This is a genomic window from Sorangium sp. So ce1153 (assembly GCF_051521595.1).
Lineage (GTDB): Bacteria > Myxococcota_A > Polyangia > Polyangiales > Polyangiaceae > Sorangium.
The window spans coordinates 2904178-2926238 of sequence record NZ_CP150361.1 but is presented as its reverse complement, the minus strand read 5'-3'; the positions used below and the strand labels follow the sequence as shown (position 1 = coordinate 2926238).

Sequence of the window (22061 nt, the reverse complement as noted above, 5' to 3'; positions counted from 1 at the left end):
CCCCTCGAGGGCGCTGCCCGGCCGAGGGACCCGGGAGGCAACTGCGATGCATCATCGGATGGACGTGCTGGCGCCCGCGTTTCGCGCGGACCCGTATCCCCACTACGCCGAGCTCCGGCGCGAGGCCCCGGTCTGCCAGGTCGAGCCCGGCGGGATGTGGGCCGTGAGCCGGTACGAGGACGTGCTCTTCGTGCTGAAGAGCCCCGAGCTCTTCTCGTCCCACGGCTTCAAGGCGGCGTGGCAGCCGCCCTGGGTGGGCTACAACCCGCTCGCGAACTCGATGCTCGCTTTGGACCCGCCGGCGCACACACGCCTGCGCGGGCTCATCCACCGGGCGTTCGGGTCGCGCACCGTGCTCCGGCTCGCGCCGCGCGTCCGGGCCGTCGCCGAGGAGCTCGCGAGCGGCCTCGCGGGAGAGGTCGACTTCATCGACGCCCTCGCGATGCCGCTGCCGGCGTTCGTCATCGGCGAGGTGCTCGGGCTCGACCACGGGCTGCGCGCGCACTTCAAGCGATGGGCCGACGACATCCTCTCGGTCACGCCGGGGCCCGAGCCGCCCGCCCACGCCGGGCGCATCCGGACCACGATCGCGGAGCTGACCGGGTACCTGAAGGACGTCGTCGCGGCGCGGCGCCGCGCGCCCGCGGACGACACCGTGAGCGACCTCGTCCGCGCCGAGCTCGACGGACAGGCGCTGACGGACACCGAGATCGTCGACTTCCTCGTCCTCCTCCTGCTCGGCGGGCTGGAGACGACGACCCACCTCCTCGGCAATGCGCTCCTCTTCCTCGCCGACCACCCGGACATGATGCGACGCCTGCGCGACGCGCCCGACCTCGTGCCGCTCTTCCTCGAGGAGGTGCTCCGGTACGACGGCCCGAGCCAGTCCGTCCCACGGCTGACCACCCGGGAGGTCTCGCTCGCGGGGGCGACGCTGCCCGCCGGGGCGCTGGTCCTCGCGCTCGTGGCCTCCGCCAACCGCGACGAGCGGCAGTACCCCGATCCAGACCGGTTCGACCTGCACCGCGGCTCCCATGGAGGGCTCCAGTTCGGGCACGGCATCCACTTCTGCATCGGCGCGGCGCTGGCCCGCATGGAGGCCCGCGCGGCGCTCGAGGCGCTCGTCGCGCGCTTCGCCCGGGTCGAGCGCTGCTCCGGGGAGATCGCCTACAACCGCACGCTCACCGTGCGCGGACCTGTCGCCTTGCCGCTGCGGTTCATCGCCGGCTGACGGCGCCCGCGCCGCGCCGGCCAGGCGCGGCCCGCAGCGACGACTGCCGCGCTGAGGCTCCCCGGAGCGCGTCACCCGATCTCGACGGCCAGGCCAGCGACGTCAAACAGGCCAACCAGGTCAAACAGCCCGGCCAGGTCAGCCAGGTAAACCAGCCCAAAGCCCCCTCCCGGACCGCTCAGCTTGACAGGAGGCGCGCTGGCGCTATTCTCGTCGCACCGGTCAGGAACAGGATCCGTCATTCCACCGACCGACGAGTCATGACGGGCCGCGCAAGCGCCAGGCGACGATAGACCCGAAAGTGTCCCGAGCCCTCGTGGGCCAGGGATGATGAGGTCGCGCCATGCGAAAGGCGGAAATCGACGCCCTGGTGCGCGCGCACCGGGGCCGCGCCCGTCCGGTCGCCTTCTTTCACGTGCTTCGCCAGCCGGCGCTCGAGCCGGACGATCATGCCTTTCTCTCCGAGCACATCGAGGAGCTCGGGACATCCGATCTCCTGCGCTGGAGGGCGCGCTGCGAGAGCGGCTTCAGCGGACCGGTGATCCAGCAGCTCGCCCGGCTCGCGATCAGGGATCCAGCGCACTTCCAGCACGAGGTGCTGAGCGTGCCGCGCCTCGAGCTCGACGAGGAGGAGTGGATCGAGCTCTCGGATCTCGTGCGCGGGAAGGTCCCCGACGCGATCTACGAGCGCGTGCTCGCGCGCTGCCGGCGCGAGCCTGTCCAGTGGGACTCGGGGTTCATGTTCACCCCGAAGGTCTACCGGGGGCTGCCGCCGCTGCTCGACGGCAACGAGCTCGACGGCCTGGACGCGGAGCGCCCGGCGCTGCGCGATCTGCCGGTCGCGAAGATCCTCGCGGCGCGGCGCGCAGGGGTGCTGTCGCTCGACGACGCCGCGCTGGCCGCGCTGGCGATGGAGCGCGCGCGCGGGTCGGACGAGGACTGGAGCGTCGATATCCCCCACTTCCCCGCGCCGCTCAAGGACGCGATCCTCGAGAAGGCGCGGCGGACGCCGAGGGCGGGAGAGCGGGCCAACCTGCTCGGCTGGCTCGAGGCGCACGGCGTGGCGAGGGCTACGCTGATGGACATCGCGCTCGGGTCGATCCGCGCGGGGGGCGACGCGTATGCGGTGCTCTCGTGGCTCGCGCGCCAGCTGACGACGCGAGCAGCCTGGGACAGGCACGGCCTGGAGACGTTCTCCACGCTGATGTCGAGGCGCGCCTTCTCGGAGATAGGCGAGCTCGTGACCCTCGCGTGGAGCGAGGCCAGCCAGGGCGGCAAGGAGATCTCGCGCGGCTTCCTGGAGGCGATCCAGGTCGCGTTCGCGCTGGTCCTGCTCGGGATGGCGCGGGAGGCGCTCACGGCGGGCCACCAGCCGGCCGCGATGGCGGCGCTGTCGGCGCTCGCGTGCCTCGACCCGCCCTCGCGGGTGAGCCGCGCCGTCCACGAGCTCCGGCGCATCCCGGGCGCGAGCGCGGACGTCGCGGAGCTCATCGCGGTGAACGAGCGGCTGGTGAAGCACAGCGACGCGCGCGACGCCTCGCTCGAAGGGTTCGTGGCCGCCCTGCACGCGATCGCCGACGCGTCCAGCTGAGGGCCGGCGGCGCGGCGCCGGGCGCGGCGACCATTGGAGTCGCCGGCGGCCGCGCGTGAAGCGGGGCGGGCGCGGCGGCGCGGGGGCGCGGCGGCGCGTCGCGGCCCCGTAGCCCCGGCGCGCGCCGCGGGCCATGCGGCCATTCGAGAGGGGAGCGGCCGTCGCCCTCCCTTCCAGCGCGGGGTCGGCGATCGCCTGCTCTCCCGGTGCGGGACGCGGCGGTCGCCTCCCCCTCCAGTGCGGGAGTTGTCTGCCGCCTTCCTCTCCGTGTGGGAGGCGCGGTCGCGCTCTCGTTTCCAGTGCGGGGACCGGCTTTGCCTCCCCTCGAACGCGGACTCTAGAGGAGCACGCCGATGGCGTTCATCAACTATGCGAGCCGGGAGATCTATTGCAAGATCGTCTATTACGGGCCCGGGCTCTGCGGAAAGACGACGAACCTCCAGTACGTGTACGACCGGACCGTGCCGAGCGCCAAGGGGCGGCTCATCTCGCTCAAGACCGAGAGCGATCGCACGCTGTTCTTCGACTTCCTGCCGCTCGATCTCGGGGGGCTGTCCGGCTTCCGGACGCGCCTGCAGCTCTATACCGTGCCTGGCCAGATCTTCTACAGGGCGAGCCGAAAGCTGATCTTGAAGGGGATCGACGGCGTCGTGTTCGTGGCCGACTCGCAGCGGGCCCGGCTCGACGCCAACCTGGAGTCGATGGACGACCTCTGGGACAACCTCAGAGAAGAGGGCCGCTCGCCCGGGCGGCTGCCGCTCGTCATCCAGTACAACAAGCGGGATCTCGACGGGATCGCCGACGTGGCGGAGCTCCGCGGGCTTCTCAACCCGAGCGGAGCGCCCGAGTTCGAGGCCGCCGCGGCGAGCGGACGCGGGGTGTTCGACACCCTGCGGGCGATCGCGAAGCTCGCCCTCAAGGAGATGGATCGCGGGCGCCGCTGAGGCCTCCCGCGCGCGGCTGGGCTCGTGTACAAGGACGAGGACACGACGCCGTGTCCTCGCGCCGCGGCGAGACCGAGCGCCGGGCCGCCTCGTCTTGCCTCACGCTCCCGCCCACTCACCCGCCGTGGAGGCGCGCCATGCCTGACGACCGTCTCACCGCCGCCGAGCTTCGCGAGATCTGGCCTGTCCTGTCGCCCGACGAGCGCGGCGAGAGTTTCGAGCACGTCGACCGGAGCGAGGTCCACGGCTTCTTCCTCGGCCTGTCCGAGCAGGAGCAGGCGGCGGTCCTGCTCGCGATGCGCGCCAGCGAGCGGACGCTCTGGATGCGGCTCCTCGCGCCCGACGACGCGGCCGACGTGATCCAGCTCGTCCCCCCGCCAGACCGCGCTTCGTTCCTCCAGCTGCTCGACGAGCCGACGCGGCGCGAGGTCGCGGCCCTGATGGCGTACGCCGAGGACGCGGCCGGCGGCCTCATGAGCCCGCGGTTCGCGCGCCTGCGGCCCGACATGCAGGTGGGCGAGGCCATCCGGTACCTCCAGCGGCAGGCGCAGGAGAAGCTCGAGACGATCTATTACGCGTACGTGCTCGACCAGGCGCAGCGGCTGCAGGGCGTGGTGTCCTTCCGGGACCTCATCGTCGCGCCGGGCGACAAGGCCGTGTCCGACGTCATGCGCCGGGACTTCATCTCGGTACCCGACACGCTGGACCAGGAGGCGGTCGCGCGCGTCATCGCGCAACACGACCTGAACGCGCTCCCGGTCGTCGACGCCGAGGGCAGGATGAAGGGCATCGTGACGGTCGACGACATCGTCGACGTCGTCCAGCAGGCGGCCACCGAGGACATCCAGAAGCTCGGCGGCATGGAGGCGCTCGACACGCCGTACATGCAGACCAGCATGCTGGCCATGGTGAAGAAGCGCGCCGGCTGGCTCTCGGCGCTCTTCCTCGGCGAGATGCTCACCGCGAGCGCCATGGGGCACTACGAGGAGGAGATCGCGAGGGCCGTCGTGCTCGCGCTGTTCGTGCCGCTCATCATCTCGAGCGGCGGCAACTCCGGGTCCCAGGCGACGACGCTGATCATCCGCGCGATGGCGCTCGGCGAGGTCGCGGTCAAGGACTGGTGGCGCATCGTCCGTCGCGAGCTCACCGCCGGTCTTTCGCTCGGCGTCATCCTCGCCATGATCGGCCTCGTCCGCATCCTCGTGTGGCAGGCCATCTTCCACACGTACGGGGAGCACTACCGCGAGGTGGCCGCCACGGTGGCCGTGAGCCTGGTCGGCATCGTCACGTGGGGAACGCTGGCCGGCTCGATGCTGCCCTTCGCGATCCGCCGGCTGGGCTTCGACCCGGCCAGCGCCTCTGCGCCGTTCGTCGCGACCCTCGTGGACGTCTCGGGGCTCATCATCTACTTCAACGTCGCGCAGCTCCTCCTCCGGGGAAGCCTGCTGTAACCCTCCGCGTCAGGGCGCCGAGAGGCCGTCGATTCAGCGCGATTTCCGCGAGCTCCCTCGTCCAGCCGCGCCAGCCGAGCTCGCCCGCTCCCACGCCGCTCGGCTCTGATACCGCTCGAATGACGGTGGTGCTGTCATTTGCCCAGAGAGGGTTCACATGAAGGCGGTAAGGCGGGAAGATCATTGAGATTTTCTTCCCGCCTTACCGCCTTCATGTTCAAATGACAGCACTACCCGAATGACGGGCGCATGGCGCCGAGCGCGCGTCCGCTGTGCCGGGGCATCGCGGCGCATCGCACCGGGACGCGCGAGAGTACCTGCGCGCGCACGGGAAATACAGTACACCCCAGCGATGATGGCAGAGACGTGCGGCATTTGCGGAGGCGACGGTCGCATCGCCAATTCGTTTGGAAACACCACCACGTGCCCGAGCTGCCACGGCTCGGGGCGCCGCTCCGACGAGGGGGGCCTCCGCGACGTCACCAAGACGAAGGCCTCGCACCACCGCCCGACGAACGTGGCGGCCGTCGTCGAGAAGCAGACGTGGCCGGCGACCCTCGAGGGCAGCCAGCTCGCGAACGAGATCCGGGCCAGCGCGACCGTGTCGAACGAGACGAAGGCGAAGCTGACGCGCGAGATCATCGAGCACGAGGGCAGCCACGGCAAGTGCACGCAGACCTTCGTCAAGAAGATCCGCAAGCAGATCCGCCCGCCGGCGCCCTGATCCAGGGCCGAGCCGCGGGCGCGCATCGCGCCGGGCGCCGGCGGACTCCAGCGACGAGCAGGCGCGCCGGGCGGCCGCCGGAGGGGTCCCGGACCACTGCACATTTGTCCACAGTCGGTGGCCTTCCTGTGGATAACCTGAACGCGGGCGCTGCCCGCTCCACGTGAGCGCTGCCCGCTCCCTCCGGGCGCGGCCCAGGGGGCGCCGCCGGAGCCGGGGGGCGGCGCCTCGCCGGCGGGATCACGGGTGCGCGGTACGCGCGAAGCGGCCTGTCCGGCGAGACCGCTGATCGAGCCCTGTTCAATCCTACAGCAGCAGCGCTGCGCCGATCACGCCGCCATCCGTGCATGAGCCCGGCATGGACCGATCTGCACGTGCTGCGGCGTGCAACGCTCGGCGGCCCTCCAGCGCCGCCAGGCGGTCCTCATGATCACACGACCCTCGTGATGCTGCTGGCGATCAGCGCAGATCTGGTTGCGCTGCAAGATCACAATCAGCGGAGAAACGTGCGACTCTGGCGCTTTTGGTGATTGGGTTCGAGTTCCCCGAGCAACCAGGAACAGCAGATGTTGCCCCTCGATCCCCGGAGGGCCGCTGGCAGGTGAACCGCCAGCCGGAGCCGGCCGGAGGACGAGGTTTGCCGCGGCTCACCCCGGTGCGCCGCGTCTTTCAAGAGAGGATCTTTCCATGCGAACTTGCTTATCGGCAGCAACGGCCACTGCCCTCGTGCTCCTCGGAGCGTGCGTGATGGACGGCACTCAGGAGCCTCAAGGAGATCTCGAGTACCAGGAAGCCTGGGATCAGCCGCTGACGGGCGACGGGCTGACCGCCACGCTGACGGTTGCGTCGGACTGGGGGAATGGATACTGCGCCGACGTCGCGATCAAGAACACAGGAACGGCGACGACCACGACCTGGCGGATCGCCACCAACATGAACGGCTCCACGCTGACGAACGCCTGGAGCGCCACGACGAGCGTGAGCGGAGCGCAGCTGATCGCGACGCCCGCAGCCCACAACGCGGCCCTGGCGCCCGGCGCATCGACGAGCTTCGGGTTCTGCGCGTCAGCGAGCGGTCCCGCGCAGCGGCCATCGCTCGCCAGCGTGACGGCGGGCGGGTCGGGCAGCAGCAGCTCCAGCAGCAGCAGCTCCAGCAGCAGCAGCAGCTCTAGCAGCAGCGCCAGCAGCAGCAGCTCCAGCAGCAGCAGCTCCAGCAGCTCTAGCGGCAGCGGTGGCGCCGGGGGTGCCGGCGGCAGCGGCGGCGCCGGCGGCAGCGGCGGCAGCGGCGGCGCCGGCGGCAGCGGCGGCGCTGGCGGCAGCGGCGGCGGCACTGCCGCCCCGAGCGGCCATTACCAGATGGAGGACCTCGATCGCGGCGTCGTCGCCGTCAAGGTGTCGGGCGGCGTCTACGTCGGCTGGAGGATGTTCGGCTACGAGTACGACCCGGCGAACCCGAGCGCGATCTCGTACGACGTGTACCGGAACGGCACGCGCGTCGCGAACGTCACGAACAGCACCAATTACCTCGACGCCGCCGGCACCACCTCGTCGACCTACGCGATCAAGGCCGTCGTCGGCGGCGCCGCGCAGGCCGCCTCGCCCGCCGTCGCCACCTGGGGCCAGAATTACCTGCGCATCCCCATCTCGGCGCCCGCGGGCGGGACGACGCCGTCGAAGTGCGATAACGCGGGCGAGAGCTACTCGTACGTTGCCAACGACGCGAGCACCGGAGACCTGGACGGCGACGGACAGTACGAGATCATCCTCAAGTGGGACCCCTCGAACGCGAAGGACAACTCCCAGGCCGGCTGCACCGGGAACGTCTACCTCGACGCGTACAAGCTCGACGGGCGGCGGCTCTGGCGCGTCGACCTCGGGAGGAACATCCGCGCGGGCGCGCATTACACGCAGTTCGTCGTGTACGACTTCGACGGCGACGGGAGCGCCGAGGTCGCCGTGAAGACCGCGCCCGGCACGAAGGACGGGACCGGCACGGCCCTGCGCCGGGGCCCCGCCGCCTCCGACGACGACGCGGCGGACTACCGGAACGCCGCGGGCTACGTGCTCACCGGCCCGGAGTACCTGACGGTGTTCGCCGGGAGCAACGGCGCCGAGCTCGCGACCGTCGCCTTCGACGTGCCCCGAGGGACCGTCTCGTCCTGGGGTGACTCGTACGGCAACCGCGTCGACAGGTTCCTCGCCAGCGCCGGGTTCGTGAGCGACCTCGGGACAGGCCAGGACGCGAGCGGCAGGCCGGCGATCCTGATGGCCCGCGGCTACTACACGCGCGCCACCATCACCGCGTGGCGCTTCCGCGACGGCAGCCTCTCCCAGATCTGGAAGGCGGACAGCAACGCGAACACCGCCTACACGGGCCAGGGCGCCCACTCCATGGCCGTGGCCGACGTCGACAACGACGGCGCCCAGGAGGTGATCTACGGGGCCTCCACGGTCGACAGCAACGGCACCCGGAAGTGCTCGACCAACTTCGGGCACGGCGACGCGCTGCACGTCAGCGACTTCGTCCTCTCGCGCCCGGGGCTCGAGGTGTTCATGCCCCACGAGGACGGCAGCAAGCCGACCTTCGACATCCACGACGCGAACACCTGCGCTGTCCTCCACCAGGGCCCGGTCACGGGGGCGGACACCGGGCGCGGCGTGGCGGGCGACGTCTCCGCGAGCAACGCCGGCGCGGAGATGTGGACCAACTCCACGGGAGGGCTGCTGTCCGCCTCCAGCGGGTCGAACGTCGGGAGCCAGCCCGCGTCGGCCAACTTCCTGATCTGGTGGGACGCGGACGAGCTGCGCGAGCTGCAGAACAACACGTCGATCACCAAGTACGGCGGAGGCTCGCTGCTCAGCTGCAGCCAGTGCTCCTCGAACAACGGCACCAAGTCCACGCCGACGCTCACCGCCGACCTGCTCGGCGACTGGCGGGAGGAGATCGTGTGGCGCGAGACCGACAACTCGGCGCTGCGGATCTACACGACGACCAACGTGACGACGCGGCGGATCTACACGCTGATGCACGACCCCCAGTACCGCATGCAGATCACCTCGGAGCAGACCGCCTACAACCAGCCGCCCCACCCGAGCTTCCACATCGGCGGCGGGATGGCGGCGCCCCCCAGGCCGGACATCCACGTCAGGTAACTGCAGCCCTTTTCAGCGGAGAGATTGAACAGGGAGGCGGGGTGGCGGGGAGGATTTTGAAAATTTTCTCCCCGTCTCCCCGCCTCCCTGTGATTTTTTCTGAGAATCTGAGGGTATCCTCAGGGGCGCCGGTGCTCAGGCCCCGCGCGCTCGACCGGCCAGCCGGGCGCCGGGCGCACGCTCATCGCCGGTACTGCGCGAGCAGCAGGCCGGCGTCCGCGGTGCCCTCGGCCACGAGGCCCGCCATGACGCGGGCGCCGGTCTCCTGGAAGTGCGTGCCGTCGACCGAGCCGTCCGCCCGGATGAGGAAGAAGTCCTCGCCCGCCGCCACGCACCCGATCGTCCGCAGGTAAGCGAGCGTCTTCTCGTTGAGGTCGATCACCGGCACGTCCAGCTCTTCCCCGAGCTCGCGCATCGCCTGCGCGTGAGCGCTCAGCCCGTTGCCGAATTCGTGGCTGTCCCCGGTGCAGGACCGCCGGGGCGGCGGGGTGACCAGCACGGGTACCGCGTCGCGCTGCTGCGCGCCCGTGATGTACTGCGTGAGGTATGATTTGAAGTCCGTGGCGGGGTCCAGGTAATACGGAATGGTCATACCGTCGCGCTCGTAGGTCGCGTTCCTGTTGCTGTCGTTGGTGCCGAACTGCACCAGCAGGTAATCCCCGCTCTGGATGTCATCGAGGATGTCGGTCAGGCGGTCCTCCTCGATGAACCGGCGCGCGGTCCGGCCGCCGATGGCCCGGTTCTCGATGTGTACCCGCTCGTCGAAGAACTCTCCCAGCATCTGCCCCCAGCCCGCCTGGTGAATGGGGCTGTTCACGTAGGTCTGTACGGTCGAGTCGCCGGCGATATACACCGAGACGTCCGGCAGCTCGGCGCTCCCGCCGCCGCCTTCCGATCCGCCTGCCGCGCCCGTCGGGCCTCCGGCCGCGCCGCCGCCGCCACCTGCTCCCGCGCCGCCCACGCCCGCGACACCGGCGCCGGAGCCGCTGGCGGCGCCGCCCACGCCGCTGGTGCTGCTGCTGTCGGCGCTGCTGCTGCTGTCGGCGCTGCTGCCGCTGTCGGCGCTGCTGCTGCTCTGCGCGGCGGGCTGTTCGTCGGCGTCTCCCGGGCCGCAGCCGCCCGCAGAGAGGCCGAGCACGAGGGAGGGAAACAAGACGGTCAAGAAGAGGGGTCGGATGCTCATGATAGGTCCCCGGGTCAATCGGCGTGGAGGCGCGGCCACGAAGCGAGCGCCTGGGCGCCGCTCCGCCCTGCCCGTGCGCTGAAGCGCCCGCGATCAATCACGCGTTACTCGATTTTCTCGCGGGATCCGCGGCCGTCATCCCGGGCTGGAGACTTGCAATGAGGGAGGAAGGCGCGCCGCTGCCAGCGTCGTTCGACAGCCCGCCCGCACGGACCATGACAGGAGCGGGATCAGAGCTCGACGCCGAGGAGCAAGCCGGGCCGGAAGCGGTAGCGCGCGAGGACGGTCTCGGTCCCCTGCTCGAGCGCGAGGTCGTAGCGGACGCGCGCGGGGTCGAGGTCGACGAACAGCTCCGCGAACATCGAGAGCTCCCGGGTCAGCGGGAGCCTGGCCACGAGGCCGGCCGCGAGCACGAGGGCGTACGAGGCGCTCGCCCCGGCAGGGACGAACGCGGCGGCGCCGTCGCTGCCCGGCCGCGGCGTCGCGTCGACGCGATCGAGGCCCGCGCCGAGCCGCGCGCCGAGCTCGAGCGGCGTGACGCCCGGGGCGACGGCGTGGAGCCAGGAGGCGTCGGCGCGGAGCGTCATCGTGCGGAGATCGAGGCCGATGCGCGGCTCCTCGTAGCGCCGCTCGAACTGGTACTGGAAGCGCGCGTCGACCGCGAGCCGGTGCCACCCCCGGCTCGCGCCGAGCGCGACGCGCACGCCGGGGCCGTGCGTGAGGCCGACCTCGGCCGAGTGCGCCGTGACCCCGTAGAAGGCCCCGAGCTCCAGCGCGCGGCGCGGGGCCGCGGCGGGCGCCGGTGCGCTGGGCGCCGGTGCGCTGGCGGGCGGCTCCGCGGGCGCCGCCTCGTGGAGGATGAGCGCGCGCGCCTGCTCGCGGTCGAGCGAGGAGCGCGCGTCGTCGCGCAGCGACCGCAGCGAGAGCTCGACGACCTGGGCCACGGACTCGCGATCGAGCTCGTCGAAGCGGCCCGAGAGCTCGATCGAGCGCACGAGGAAGCGATCGGCCACGGGATCCGTGAAGTAGAGGGCGGCGCGGCGCGGATCGCTGAGGTCGATCCAGCACGAGAGGGCCACGCCGGGGGCGGCGCGCGTCGCGAAGAGCGCCGTCGCGTCGAAGCGCGGCGCGGTCCGGAAGCGAAGGGTGAAGGCGGAGAGCGCCTGGGACTCGAGCGCCTTGCGCGCCGCGGCGAGATCGCCCGCGGCGCCCGTGAGGACGAGCTCCACGACCGGCGCGCCGGACGCGCCGGACGGCGGCGCGCCTGCGCTGGCCGGCGGCGGCGCTGACGAGACCGCGCCGCCGCCGTCCGCCAGCGCGGGCGCGGCGGCGAGCGCGAGCGCCGCGGAGAGCCCGATCCCGATCCTCGCCCGCTTCGTGATCACCCTCCGAGCTCGGCGAGGCGGCGGCGCGCGTGCTCGACATAGGGCGAGCTCGGGTGCTCCCGGAGCAGGCGCCGCCAGCTCTGCGCCTCGTCGGCGGAGCGCCCGAGCGCCCGCAGGGCGCGCCCGCGGCCGTAGAGCGCCTCGACCGCCAGCGGGCGCGCGCCGGCGGTGCCGAGGTACCTGTCGAACTGCGCGAGCGCCGCGGCGGGCGAGCCGCTGTTGAGGAGCAGGCTGCCCAGCGACACGAGGGAGAGCGTGGCCTCGGGCGACCTCGCGAAGCCCTTCTGGAGCGCGCGGTAGAGCTCGATGGCGCGCTGGGTGCTGCCGGCGCGCCGCGCTTCGTTGGCCTCCCGGAAGAGCTGCTCCGCGGCCCGGGTGGAAGACGCGGAGGACGCGGCCGCGCCCGGCCCGCGCGGGGCCTCCTGCGGCCGCGCAGCCGGCGCCGCGAGCTCCGGCAGCGCCGCTCCGGCGAGCGCCGCCGCCGCTCCTGCAGACGCCGGCGCGGGCTCGCCGGCCGCCGGCGCGGGCTCGCCGGCGGGCGCCGCGGGCTCACCGGGGAGCGGCGCGGCCGCGCGCGGGCGGGACACCACCGCGCGCAGCGAGGGCTGGAGCAGGAGGACGCTCGGGGTCGGCTCCGGCGCCGGGCGCCGCTGCACGAGCGCCGCCGCCGCCACGCCGCAGGCGAGGACGGCCGCCGCGGCGTAGAGCCAGGCGCCGCGCTTCCAGCGAGCCCCACGCGCGCCGGCGAGGCCGCTTCCGGGCGGCCCGAGGTCGTCCCCGTGCCGCACGTCGTTGTCGGGCCGCACCGGCGCGCCCTCGCGCCGCACGTCGAGCGCTGCCCCGCCGATCGCGACGCTCGCGATGCGCGCGAGGAGCTCCGCGTCCCCGGGCTCCGCCGCGCCCACGGCGTCGAAGTCCTGCGCGAGCTCCCAGCTGAACCGGCACGACTCGCAGGCGCCCAGGTGAGCGTCGAAGGCGAGCCGGTCCGGCTCGGTCGCGACGCCGCGGCGCACCCGCGTGAGGAGCTCGCTCCGGCAGTCCAGGCTCACGATTCCCTCCAACGGGAGAGCTCGGCCAGCTTGGCGTTGTTGGCGAGCGCGCGCCGCAGGGACTCCTTGCCGAGCCGGAGCCGGCTCCAGATCGTGTTCGGGGAGACGCTGGCGAGCGCCGCGATCTCGTCGACCGTGTAGCCGAGCACGAAGTGCAGGGCGAGCGCCTCGGCCGTCGGCTCCGGCATCCTGTCGAGCACCTCGAGCACCATCTCGCGCCGCCGGGTCGAGACCGCCTCGGCGAACGGCGACGGGCCGCTCTCGTCCACGGCCGACTCGACCGGCGCGTCCGACGCGTCGAAGCGCGCGCGCACGCGGAGGCGCCGGCGCGCGCCGAGCGCGGTCATCAGGGCGATGCGGTTGGCGAAATGGACCACGGTGCACTCCGCGCGGAAGGACGGCAGCGCCTGGAGCAGCGCGAGGACCGCCTCCTGGGTGACGTCCTCGACGTCGGGGTGGCGCGGGCCGAGCACCTTCCTCACCGTCCGTAGCATGGGGCCGCCGAGCTCGGTGACGAGCGTGCGAATGGCCGCGGGGTCGCGCGCCGCCGCCGCGCGCGCGAGCCCGAGCAGCTCGTCCGCCCGCGGAGGCGCTCCCTCCGCCGGGGGCGGGAGGTCGGTCGCAAGCTTTCGCACGTTAACCACGATGCACGAGGCCGGAAGTCCTGGTCAAGGCGCGCTGCGGCCGGCCTCATCGACGGCGGCCACGCTGCTCCGCGTCGGCCGCGAGCGGGGCGCACGTCACGGTCCTCCGGAGATCGGCCAGCCGTCGCCGTCCCACGCCAGGTCGGAGATCCGCAGCGTGGGGGCGCCGTTCGCTTCCGCGTTGTACGCGTGATAGACGTTGTAGGCTCGGTCCTTGGCGAACAGGACGGCGTTGTGCCCGGGCCCTTTCCACCGGGAGTCCCCCGTGACGAGGAGGGTGCCGCCGCCGGACAGCATGGCCGTGCCCTCCCTGTCCACGTAGGGGCCATTGATGCTCGTCGAGCGGCCGACGGCGATCTTGTAGGTGCTGTCGACCCCGCGGCAGCAGGAGTCGAACGAGACGAACAGATAATAGAAGCCGCAGCGCCGGACGATGAAGGGCGCCTCGAGCGCCCCGCCGGCGCCGGGGCGCGAGGCGAGGGCGTGGATCGCGTCGTCGGCCCGCTCTCCCGACGGGGCGAGCTTCACCATCTTGATCCCGCTCCAGAAGCTCCCGAACACGAGCCACGGGGCGCCGTCTTCATCGATCGCGACGTTGGGGTCGATGGCGTTCCAGTCGTCTCGGGTCGCGTCGTCGTTCGAGCAGACGGCGGGCCCGCGGTCGGTCCACGGCGCCGTCGAGTCGAGCGATGTCTTCGTCGCGTGTCCAATGCACGACTTGTTGCTGCCGAACGTCGAGGCCGAGTAGTAGAGATGGTAGGTGTCCCCGAAGCGGGAGATATCGGGCGCCCACAGATCGCTCACGCCCGGCACCCGCTGAGCGAGCCAGGCGGGCTTCGTCTCGAACACCCGGCCGGCAGGCTGCCAGTCGAGCAGGTCCGAGGAGGTCTTCATCGGGATCCGGTCGCCCGTCTGGAAGAGGTAGTATCGGTCGCCGGCCTGGATGACCGACGGGTCGTGGGTCCCGAGGTTCCCGGAGAGACGCAGCGCCCCGGGCGGGCTCGCGGGGTCGTGGCGCGCCTCTGCGCACCGGTCGCCGTCCCCCGAGCCGCCGCTCCCTCCGGCCCCGGCGCCGCCGTTCCCTCCGGAGCCGCTCCCTCCGGCTCCGGCGCCGCCGCTGCCTCCCTCGCCGCCGGTGCCGGTCGTGTCGGCGCGACCTCCCGCGCCGCTGGTGCCCGCGGTGGCGGCCGCGGTCGTCGTGGAGGCGGTGGCGCTCGTGGCGCCGCTGTCCTGACCCCCTGAGCCGGAGCTCGGGCCCGGAGTCTCCGAGCCACAACCCGTGAGCGACGCGACCGCGCCGATCAGGAGGCTCCACGTACGCGAAGATCCACATCGTCGCCGTGACCGGCCAAGCAGAGGATGCATTGAAGCTCCTGGAGGGTGTTCTTGCTCCCGCTTTCCCCACGTGGACCGAAGCGGCCGCGATCAATCACGGGTCGCTCGATTTTCTCGTCAGGGGCCTGAACGATCGCGCTCGACTGAAAATTTGAACCAAGACTGGATACCGTGACGCCACGCGGCCGTGGGTGGTGCTGTCATTTGCCCAGAGAGGGTTCACATGAAGGCGGTAAGGCGGGAAGATCATTGAGATTTTCTTCCCGCCTTACCGCCTTCATGTTCAAATGACAGCACCACCTGGCCGTGGGCCTCCGGAGGGCGCCTGTGCCGGGGTCGCGCTCGGCGCTGGCCGGTTGCGCCGGCATCGGCTCGACGGCGCTCACCGTGGCGTGCGAGGCCTGGAGTCCGGATCAGGGTGTGAGGCGGCGGGCCTCGTAGATGTCGGCCACGCCGGTCCGCGTCGACGCGAAGAACAGGACGGAGCCGTCGGCCGAGAGGTGCGGATCGGTGTCGCGTTCCTCGGGGAGGTTCACCGGCTCCTCGAGCGGCGCTGCCTCCTCGAACGCCGCTTCAGCGCTTGCCCGCCGTGCCCAGAACAGGTCTCCCCCTCCCGCGCGGCTCGATCGGAACAGGATCTGCTTGCCGCCGTCGAACAGGAACGGGCCGCCCTCGTCGCCTGGGCCGTCCACCCCGGCGAGCGGGACGAGCGCGCTCCAGTCGTCCTCCGGGCGTTCGCGCGACGCGATCGCGAGGTACGTCTCCGCGTCCGCAGGCGTGACGCCAGTCACGAGGTGGAGCCCTGGGGGATCGACGTGAGGGCCAATCACCGTGGCGCCCTCGACGGCGAGGGCGTCCACGTGCGCTGGCGTCCCCCACGGGTCGTCCCGGCTGGCGCGCTCGGCGAGCCAGATGCCCTCCGGCTCGCGCCTGCTGTAGAACCAGATCTGGAGCCCATCCCCGGAGACGCAGGGGGTATCCTCGATGCTCTCGGCCAGGTTGATGTTCTCCACGGCGTGCGGCGCGTCCCAGGGCGAACCCATCCCTGCCCGCCGCGACGTCCAGATGTCCCGGCTCCCCTCGCGATCGGACATGAAATAGATCTCGAGCAGATCGTCCGTGAGCGTCGGGTCTTCTTCCCTTTCGCTGCTGTTGATCTCCGTCACCGCCGTCGGCGCATCGAACCTCGGCAGCTCCGCCGCGCCCCCCCCGCCCTGTCCTGGCGTGAGGTTACCGATCACGAAGCGCTGATCCTGGCACCCTGCGCCGCCGAGCGCGAGCCAGAGCCCCCACGCCGCCGCCATCTCCCGGCCCCGCCAGCTCATCGATTCCCGTTCACACGTCAGCAAGTTGGTGGTTTCGAATCAAGCGCTCGCCCCCTCGATGACGGCGAGCTCCCGCATCGGGCGGCGCCGGGAAGGCTGATCTCCGCCCCCCATCCTACAGCGGCGGGCCCCCGGGGGCCCGGGTCCCGCGCCTCACCCGATGCCCGCCTCGCTGGGCGGCGCGACCATCTTGTCGTCCCCCGGCTGGATGGGCACGCGGGGAAACCAGAGCGCCGAGATGAACCCGACGACGCCCATCGCCGCGATGATCCAGAACACCGTGGTGAGGCCCGACGTGAGCGCCTCCCCGAGGTGCTGCACGATCGCCGGATCGAGCCCCCGCGCCCCCTCCGCCGTCAGCATCCGGCTCGCCGCGTCCTCGGGGATCGACGGGTCGTTCGCGAGCTGCGCCGTGAGGACGCCGCCCATGACGCCCACCGCCACCACGCCGCCGAGCAGCCGGGAGAACATCGTGCTCGCCGTCGCGATCCCGCGCTGCTCCCACGCGACGCTGCTCTGCACCGCGATGAGCAGCGCCACGTTCGACAGCCCCATGCCCACGCCGAAGACCAGCGTCGTCGCGCGGAGCATCAGCGGCGTGTCGTGCGCCCCGCCGAGCGCGAGCGCGAGCCCCGCCAGCGCCGTGAAGCTGAGCCCGATCCAGATGAGCGGGCGGAACCCGACCCGCGGGATGAGCCGCCCGCCGATCGCGCTCGCGACTGGCCAGCCGATCAGCATCGGGGCGATGGCGCTCCCGGCCTCGGTCGGGGTGCCGCGGAGCACGCCCTGCACGAACAGCGGCACGAAGGTGATCGTGCCCATCATCGCGCCGCCGAGGATGGCGCCGGCCACGTTGGAGATGAGCATCACCGGCCGCCGGAAGAGCGGGAGCGGGACCATCGGCTCGGGCGCCCGGCGCTCGACCGCGAAGAACGCCGCGAAGAGCAGCACGGACGCGATCGCGGCGGCGAGCGTCGTCCCCCCGCCCAGCCGACCCGTGGCGAGCAGCAGCGCGACGACGCCGGCGGACAGCAGGGCCGCGCCGAGGAAGTCGAGCTCGTGAGGCCGCTTCTCGATGCGCTCGTGGAACGAGGTCGCCACGAGCGCGACGGACGCGAGGCCGAACGGGATGTTGATGTAGAAGACCCAGCGCCAGGAGAGGTAGTGAACGACGAGGCCGCCCACCATCGGGCCGATGATGCCGAAGAGCCCCCACGCGGCCCCGAAGACGCCCTGGATGCGCGCGCGCTCGTTGAGGTCGAAGATGTCGCCCGAGATGGTCATCGCCATCGGCTGCATGGCCCCGGCGCCGGCCCCCTGGAGGGCGCGGAAGGCGATGAGCTGCGGCATCGAGCGCGCCGCGCCGCTCGCGATCGAGCCGATCAGGAAGACGGCGATGCCGAAGAGCATGACGGGCTTGCGCCCGTAGATGTCCGACAGCTTGCCGCAGATGGGCACCAGGACCGACGAGGTGAGCAGGTAGGCGGTGGTGACCCAGGCGTACTGGTGAATGCCGCCGAGATCGGCGATCACGGTGGGCATCGCGGTGGCGACGACCGTCGACTCGAGGGCGGCCATGGCGAGGGAAAGGATGAGCCCGACGACGGTGAGGGCGCGGTGGGTCTTGCGTTCGGAAGCCATTCAGGTGGTCGGAGATGTGGTGTGGACGAGCCGGCGCGGCAAGCGTGACACCGCGCGGCGGCGCGCGTCGAGGCGGAAGGAGCGCGCTCGCCCGCCCGCCCGCCCGCGGCCTACGGCCGGATTCCAAGCGCGCGCAGCATCGCGGGCGTGATCTTCTGTCGGACCTTCCCGTAGCGCGCCCACGGGTCCTCCTTGAGCGAGGCCAGGCGCTCCGGCAGGTTCCTGATCGTGAACTGATCTGCGCGCACCTCCGGCCCGAGCTCCTCCCAGGAGAGCGGCGTCGACACCGGCGCCCCCGGCCGCGCCCGCGTCGAGTACGCGGCCACCGACGTCGCGCCCCGCGTGTTGCGCAGGTAGTCGATGAAGATCTTCCCCTTCCGCTGCGCCTTCGAGACCGTGATCGTGTACCCTTTCGGGTCGCGCCGCGCGATGTCGCCCGCGAGCCCCTTCGTGAAGGCGAGGCACTCGTCCCACCCGCTCCGCGGCGCGAGCGGCACCACGATGTGAAACCCCTTGCCGCCCGTCGTCTTCACGAAGCTCTCGAGGCCGAGATCGGTGAGCCGCTCCCTGACCAGGAGCGCCGCCGCGATCACGCGGTCCCACGACACCGAGGGATCCGGGTCGAGATCGAACACCACCCGATCCGGCAGCTCGAGCTTCGATGTCGTCGAGTTCCACGTGTGGATCTCCAGGGTGCCCATCTGCGCGAGCGACACGAGCGCCTCGGCCGAGTCCGCCACGAGGTACTCGCCCGCCTTCGTCTTCTCCTGGATCTTCACGCGGCGGAGCGCCGACGGCCCCCACACCTTCGAGTGCTTCATGTAGATGCACTCCCGGTCCGCGCCCTCCGGGCAGCGCACCAGCGTGAGCGGCCTGTCCTTCACCTGCGGCACCATGCGCTCGGCGATCGACGCGTAGTAGAGCGCGAGCTCGCGCTTGGTGATCCCCTGCGCCGGATACAGCACCTTGTCCGGGTGCGACAGGCGCACGCCCGCGACCGAGGTCTCCTCGCCGCCCTCCGCGCCCTTCGCCGCGGCCGCGCGCGCCCTGGCCGTCTTCTTTGGCGCGGCGCGCGCGGCGCGCTCGCCCGCCCCGCGCGCCGCCGTCTTCTCCTTCTTCCCTGGCTTCCCTGGCGCCTCGGGCTCCCGTCCCGGCGCGCTGCCGCACGAAGCGCGGACCCAGCCCGGGCCGCGGCCGGGCACATAGGGCGCGTCGATCCGCTTCGACACGATCCCCTTCAGCGACAGCTGGCACCCCTTCTGGACGACCTCCTCCCACGAGCCCTCGACGTGGTCGGCGTAGCGCAGCGGGCCCGCGCCCTCGCTCGAGGAGCCGAGCAGCCGCTTCAGGGCCTGCTTCCTCGCCGAGAGCGGCGACGCCTGGAGGTCGCGGCCCTCCAGGTACAGGAGATCGAAGACGAAGTAGACGACCTCGCCGCCCCGCGGAGCTGCCTTTGCGCCGGGCGGCGGCGGGGCCGTGGTGCCGTCCCGCAGCAGCACCGCCACCTCGCCGTCGAGCAGCGCGCTCTTCAGCCCGAGCCCCGCGATCGCCGCGGCGATGTGCTCGAACCGGCCCTCGACGTCCTTCCCCTTCTCGTCCACGAGCCGGACGCGCCCTTCCTCGACCCGGGCCATGATCCGGCAGCCGTCGTACTGGATCTCGTGCAGCCAGCCCTCGCCGTCCGGCGCTCCGCGCGCCTTCCCCTTCCCCTTCCTCGCCGGCAGGCGCTCCGGCAGCTGCGGCCGCACCTTCGCCGGCATCGCCGCCTTGCGCGCGCCCTCCACCCGCGCCGCGGCGCGCGAGGGGCCGCCCTCGCGCCGGTCCCCGCGCCCGGACGCCTCCTCCGGCGCCTTCTTCTTGTTCTTCTCGGTCCGGTTCGATTGCCACACCCGGTCCTTGGCCGCGGCGATCTCGTCGAGCTGCCTGCCGGTGGCCACGCTCTCGGGCCGGGCCTCCACGACGCTGTACTCCTTCATGGAGCGCGCCTCCGCGTCCTTCTCCTTGATGAGCAGCCAGCTCCTCCCCTCGTCGTCATCGTCTCGCCCGCGGGTCTTCACGAGCGTGAAGCCGCCGCGGAGCTTCTCGCCCCTCAGGACGAACTTCAGCTTTCCGGCGTGATACCCCTTGTGCGGATTCTCGACCGGGACCCACGTGCCCCGGTCCCAGAGGAGCACTGTCCCGCCCCCGTACTGCCCTCTCGGGATGATGCCCTCGAAATCTCCGTAGTCGAGCGGGTGATCCTCGGTGTGCATGGCCAGCCGCTTGACCTCGGGGTCGAGGCTCGGCCCCTTCGGCACCGACCAGCTCTTGAGGACGCCCTCGAGCTCGAGGCGGAAGTCGTAGTGCAGGTGCGAGGCGGCGTGCTTCTGGATGATGAAGGTCCGCTCCTCGGCGTCGGCAGGCGCGGCGGCGACCTCTTCTCCCCGCGGCTCGGGCGTGACGGAGAAGTCGCGTTTACGCCAGTACTCGCGCAGTCCCATGCGTCAGGATAGCAGAGGCACCGCGCGCTGCAGCCCAGCAGCCGAGTCCGCGGGAGCCGCACGAGCAGGGGAGTGCCCTCCTCGGCGACGTCATCAATACCGCACACCGCGCGCCGACGCGCTCGAGGTGCTCGTCGGGCCGGTGCTCGTCGAGCCGGCCGAGGACGCTGCGCGCGCTCGTTCGCTCCGGCTGAGCCTGATCGTGGACGGGGCGCGACGTCGGGCGGCGCAGGTGGCCGCGAAGCAGCGGGCGATCGCCAGCGTCGCGGAGGACACACGGCCGCAGTGGGCGCGCCTCCACCGGGACCGGCGCCGCGCCCTGCGCGCGGGCGGAGCGAGCTTGACGACGCGCCGCATGTAGCCGATACCGAACCGGCGTACGTCGCGCCTCCCGCGGCGCCAGCCAGCGCCATCCAGGCCTGGCCATCGGACGGCATCCTCGCCATGACGAGGGAATCCCCTGCCCCGAGCCCAGCTCCCGCTTCTGCCGCAAGGGGCACGAAATCGAGCTGGTCACGGAGAAAGAAAGTAGCATGTCCGCAATGGAAGCCGCCTCCAGGGAAGGTAGGCTGATGGCGACCCTCGAGCGCCTGCTCGAGCTCCCGGCAGCCAACCTGCGGCAGTCGCTGAACCAGGCGAGCGAGCTCCTCGCGGGCGCGCTCGGGGCCGACAAGATCGACGTCTTCCTCTTCGACCCCAGCAGAAAGACGATGCGTGCCCTGGGGACGAGCAACACGCCGATGGGCCGGCTCCAGCAGTCGCTCGGCCTCGACATCCACCCGGTCGCCAACGGCGGCTCGATCGCCGGTGTCTTCACGACCGGCGAGCCTCACCTCACCGGGCACGCGGACCAGGTGCCCGGCGAGCTCCCCGGCGTGGTCCACGACCTCGGGGTCCGGTCGCACATCGCGGTCGCGCTCGCCGTCGAGGGCGAGCGGCGCGGGGTCATCTCCGCCCAGTCCGCCGCGCCGGAGTTCTTCTGCGACGAAGACCTCCGCTTCCTCGGCGCCGTGTCGCACTGGATCGGCGCCGTGACGCACCGGGCTGAGCTGGTCGAGCAGGTCACCTCGGTGGCGCTCGCGCAGGGCCGGCGCCAGGTCGCCGAGGAGCTGATCACGGTGCTGGCGCACGACCTGCGGAACTACCTGAGCCCGCTCCTGAGCCGCCTCGAGCTCCTGCACCAGCGCGCGGAGATCGATGGCCGGGCCGACGACGCGCGCGACCTCGACCGGGCGAGCGAGTCGGTCGCTCAGCTCGGCCGCCTCGTCTCGGATCTGCTGGACGTGGGGCGCCTCGAGCAGGGGCTGTTCGAGATCGTGCCGATGTCGCTGGATCTGGCCGCGCTGGCGCAGGAGATCGCCCGGACGCTCGGGGCGCCCCGCGTCGAGGTCCGCGTCGAGGGCCCGCCGGAGCTCATGGTCGTGGGGGACAGGGCTCGCCTCCGCCAGGCGCTGGAGAACCTCGTCAGCAACGCGATCAAGCACTCGCCCGCGGGGAAGTGGGTGCTCGTGAAGCTCAGCTGCGAGCTGCAAGAGGGGATAGAGCACGTACACGTCGATGTCATCGACCACGGAGCCGGCGTGCCGCCGGAGATCCTCCCCAGGATCTTCGACCGCTTCGTCACCGGCGGGCACGCGTCGGGCATGGGCCTCGGGCTCTACCTGGCGAGCAGGATCGCCGCCGCGCACGGGGGCTCGTTGACCGTGAGCTCCCCTCCCGGGAACGGGGCGACGTTCCGGCTGAGCTTGCCAGTCGGCGGACCGCCCGATCATCCGGAGAAGGCGTGATCCGGAGCCGGAAGAGGAACGACCCGGCGCACCATCGCCCCTGATCACCCGCCGCGCAGCTCGCGACGAACGGCGCGCGCGTGAGGGCACAAAACGAAGCTGGCGGAGCGGGCCCGCTTCAGGCCTGCTCCGCCAGGA

At 72.0% G+C, this 22061-nt stretch carries 16 protein-coding genes; 8 read left to right on the top strand and 8 right to left on the bottom strand.

Translation table 11 applies throughout. The features are described 5' to 3' along the window. Positions 1-46: 46 nt before the first annotated feature. The 6 genes from WME85_RS10340 to WME85_RS10315 all read left to right on the top strand — a co-directional run bounded on the left by WME85_RS10340 (position 47) and on the right by WME85_RS10315 (position 9094). Positions 47-1231, top strand: a complete 1185-nt coding sequence (locus WME85_RS10340; RefSeq protein ID WP_437837429.1) for a cytochrome P450 — start codon at positions 47-49, stop codon at positions 1229-1231. A gap of 343 nt (positions 1232-1574) precedes the next feature. After that, a complete protein-coding gene (locus WME85_RS10335) occupies positions 1575-2822 on the top strand; it encodes a hypothetical protein (protein ID WP_437837428.1) in 1248 nt (415 codons plus the stop codon). Between the two features lie 353 nt (positions 2823-3175). Continuing rightward, the gene (locus WME85_RS10330) at positions 3176-3766 is read left to right on the top strand and encodes a GTP-binding protein (RefSeq protein WP_437837427.1); all 591 of its coding nucleotides are present in this window, start codon (positions 3176-3178) and stop codon (positions 3764-3766) included. Between the two features lie 137 nt (positions 3767-3903). Further along, the gene (gene mgtE / locus WME85_RS10325) at positions 3904-5217 is read left to right on the top strand and encodes a magnesium transporter (protein ID WP_437837426.1); all 1314 of its coding nucleotides are present in this window, start codon (positions 3904-3906) and stop codon (positions 5215-5217) included. A gap of 352 nt (positions 5218-5569) precedes the next feature. Beyond that, a complete protein-coding gene (locus tag WME85_RS10320; RefSeq protein WP_437837425.1) occupies positions 5570-5941 on the top strand; it encodes a molecular chaperone DnaJ in 372 nt (123 codons plus the stop codon). A gap of 687 nt (positions 5942-6628) precedes the next feature. Next, the gene (locus WME85_RS10315; RefSeq protein ID WP_437837424.1) at positions 6629-9094 is read left to right on the top strand and encodes a cellulose binding domain-containing protein; all 2466 of its coding nucleotides are present in this window, start codon (positions 6629-6631) and stop codon (positions 9092-9094) included. Positions 9095-9275: 181 nt separating this feature from the next. Here WME85_RS10315 and WME85_RS10310 read toward each other — a convergent pair whose 3' ends face one another. The 8 genes from WME85_RS10310 to ligD form a co-directional block, all read right to left on the bottom strand. Next, positions 9276-10277, bottom strand: coding sequence for a rhamnogalacturonan acetylesterase (locus WME85_RS10310; protein WP_437837423.1), 1002 nt, complete (start codon positions 10275-10277; stop codon positions 9276-9278). Positions 10278-10507: 230 nt separating this feature from the next. After that, complete coding sequence (locus WME85_RS10305; RefSeq protein WP_437837422.1) at positions 10508-11662, bottom strand: hypothetical protein; 1155 nt, start codon at positions 11660-11662, stop codon at positions 10508-10510. Then, positions 11659-12711 carry a tetratricopeptide repeat protein gene (locus WME85_RS10300; RefSeq protein ID WP_437837421.1) on the bottom strand — a complete coding sequence of 351 codons (1053 nt, stop codon included), beginning with the start codon at positions 12709-12711 and terminating at the stop codon, positions 11659-11661. The genes WME85_RS10305 and WME85_RS10300 overlap by 4 nt, the downstream gene beginning before the upstream one ends. Further along, positions 12708-13346 carry an RNA polymerase sigma factor gene (locus WME85_RS10295; RefSeq protein WP_437837420.1) on the bottom strand — a complete coding sequence of 213 codons (639 nt, stop codon included), beginning with the start codon at positions 13344-13346 and terminating at the stop codon, positions 12708-12710. Before WME85_RS10295 ends, WME85_RS10300 begins: the two co-directional genes overlap by 4 nt. Before the next feature lie 105 nt (positions 13347-13451). After that, positions 13452-14720: an arabinan endo-1,5-alpha-L-arabinosidase gene (locus tag WME85_RS10290; RefSeq protein ID WP_437837419.1), complete on the bottom strand. Its 1269-nt coding sequence runs from the start codon at positions 14718-14720 to the stop codon at positions 13452-13454. A gap of 383 nt (positions 14721-15103) precedes the next feature. Then, positions 15104-16015, bottom strand: a complete 912-nt coding sequence (locus tag WME85_RS10285; protein ID WP_437837418.1) for a hypothetical protein — start codon at positions 16013-16015, stop codon at positions 15104-15106. Between the two features lie 153 nt (positions 16016-16168). After that, a complete protein-coding gene (locus tag WME85_RS10280; protein WP_437837417.1) occupies positions 16169-17656 on the bottom strand; it encodes an MDR family MFS transporter in 1488 nt (495 codons plus the stop codon). 110 nt (positions 17657-17766) lie between these two features. Beyond that, entirely contained in the window at positions 17767-20136 is a 2370-nt protein-coding gene (gene ligD / locus WME85_RS10275) for a non-homologous end-joining DNA ligase (RefSeq protein ID WP_437837416.1), read from the bottom strand. Between the two features lie 127 nt (positions 20137-20263). Between ligD and WME85_RS10270 the strand changes: the two genes are divergently transcribed. Together WME85_RS10270 and WME85_RS10265 are read left to right on the top strand one after the other, a co-directional pair. Beyond that, positions 20264-20497: a hypothetical protein gene (locus WME85_RS10270; RefSeq protein ID WP_437837415.1), complete on the top strand. Its 234-nt coding sequence runs from the start codon at positions 20264-20266 to the stop codon at positions 20495-20497. A gap of 172 nt (positions 20498-20669) precedes the next feature. Beyond that, entirely contained in the window at positions 20670-21923 is a 1254-nt protein-coding gene (locus WME85_RS10265) for a GAF domain-containing sensor histidine kinase (RefSeq protein WP_437837414.1), read from the top strand. Positions 21924-22061: the final 138 nt, after the last annotated feature.

What these genes read in the sequence shown, in the direction of transcription:
- WME85_RS10290 (WP_437837419.1), bottom strand. Translation starts at nt 14,720, where the DNA reads ATGCATCCTCTGCTTGGCCGGTCACGGCGACGATGTGGATCTTCGCGT.
- WME85_RS10320 (WP_437837425.1), top strand. Translation starts at nt 5,570, where the DNA reads ATGATGGCAGAGACGTGCGGCATTTGCGGAGGCGACGGTCGCATCGCC.
- WME85_RS10285 (WP_437837418.1), bottom strand. Translation starts at nt 16,015, where the DNA reads ATGAGCTGGCGGGGCCGGGAGATGGCGGCGGCGTGGGGGCTCTGGCTC.
- WME85_RS10280 (WP_437837417.1), bottom strand. Translation starts at nt 17,656, where the DNA reads ATGGCTTCCGAACGCAAGACCCACCGCGCCCTCACCGTCGTCGGGCTC.
- WME85_RS10335 (WP_437837428.1), top strand. Translation starts at nt 1,575, where the DNA reads ATGCGAAAGGCGGAAATCGACGCCCTGGTGCGCGCGCACCGGGGCCGC.
- WME85_RS10340 (WP_437837429.1), top strand. Translation starts at nt 47, where the DNA reads ATGCATCATCGGATGGACGTGCTGGCGCCCGCGTTTCGCGCGGACCCG.
- WME85_RS10265 (WP_437837414.1), top strand. Translation starts at nt 20,670, where the DNA reads ATGTCCGCAATGGAAGCCGCCTCCAGGGAAGGTAGGCTGATGGCGACC.
- WME85_RS10310 (WP_437837423.1), bottom strand. Translation starts at nt 10,277, where the DNA reads ATGAGCATCCGACCCCTCTTCTTGACCGTCTTGTTTCCCTCCCTCGTG.
- WME85_RS10330 (WP_437837427.1), top strand. Translation starts at nt 3,176, where the DNA reads ATGGCGTTCATCAACTATGCGAGCCGGGAGATCTATTGCAAGATCGTC.
- mgtE (WP_437837426.1), top strand. Translation starts at nt 3,904, where the DNA reads ATGCCTGACGACCGTCTCACCGCCGCCGAGCTTCGCGAGATCTGGCCT.
- WME85_RS10315 (WP_437837424.1), top strand. Translation starts at nt 6,629, where the DNA reads ATGCGAACTTGCTTATCGGCAGCAACGGCCACTGCCCTCGTGCTCCTC.
- ligD (WP_437837416.1), bottom strand. Translation starts at nt 20,136, where the DNA reads ATGGGACTGCGCGAGTACTGGCGTAAACGCGACTTCTCCGTCACGCCC.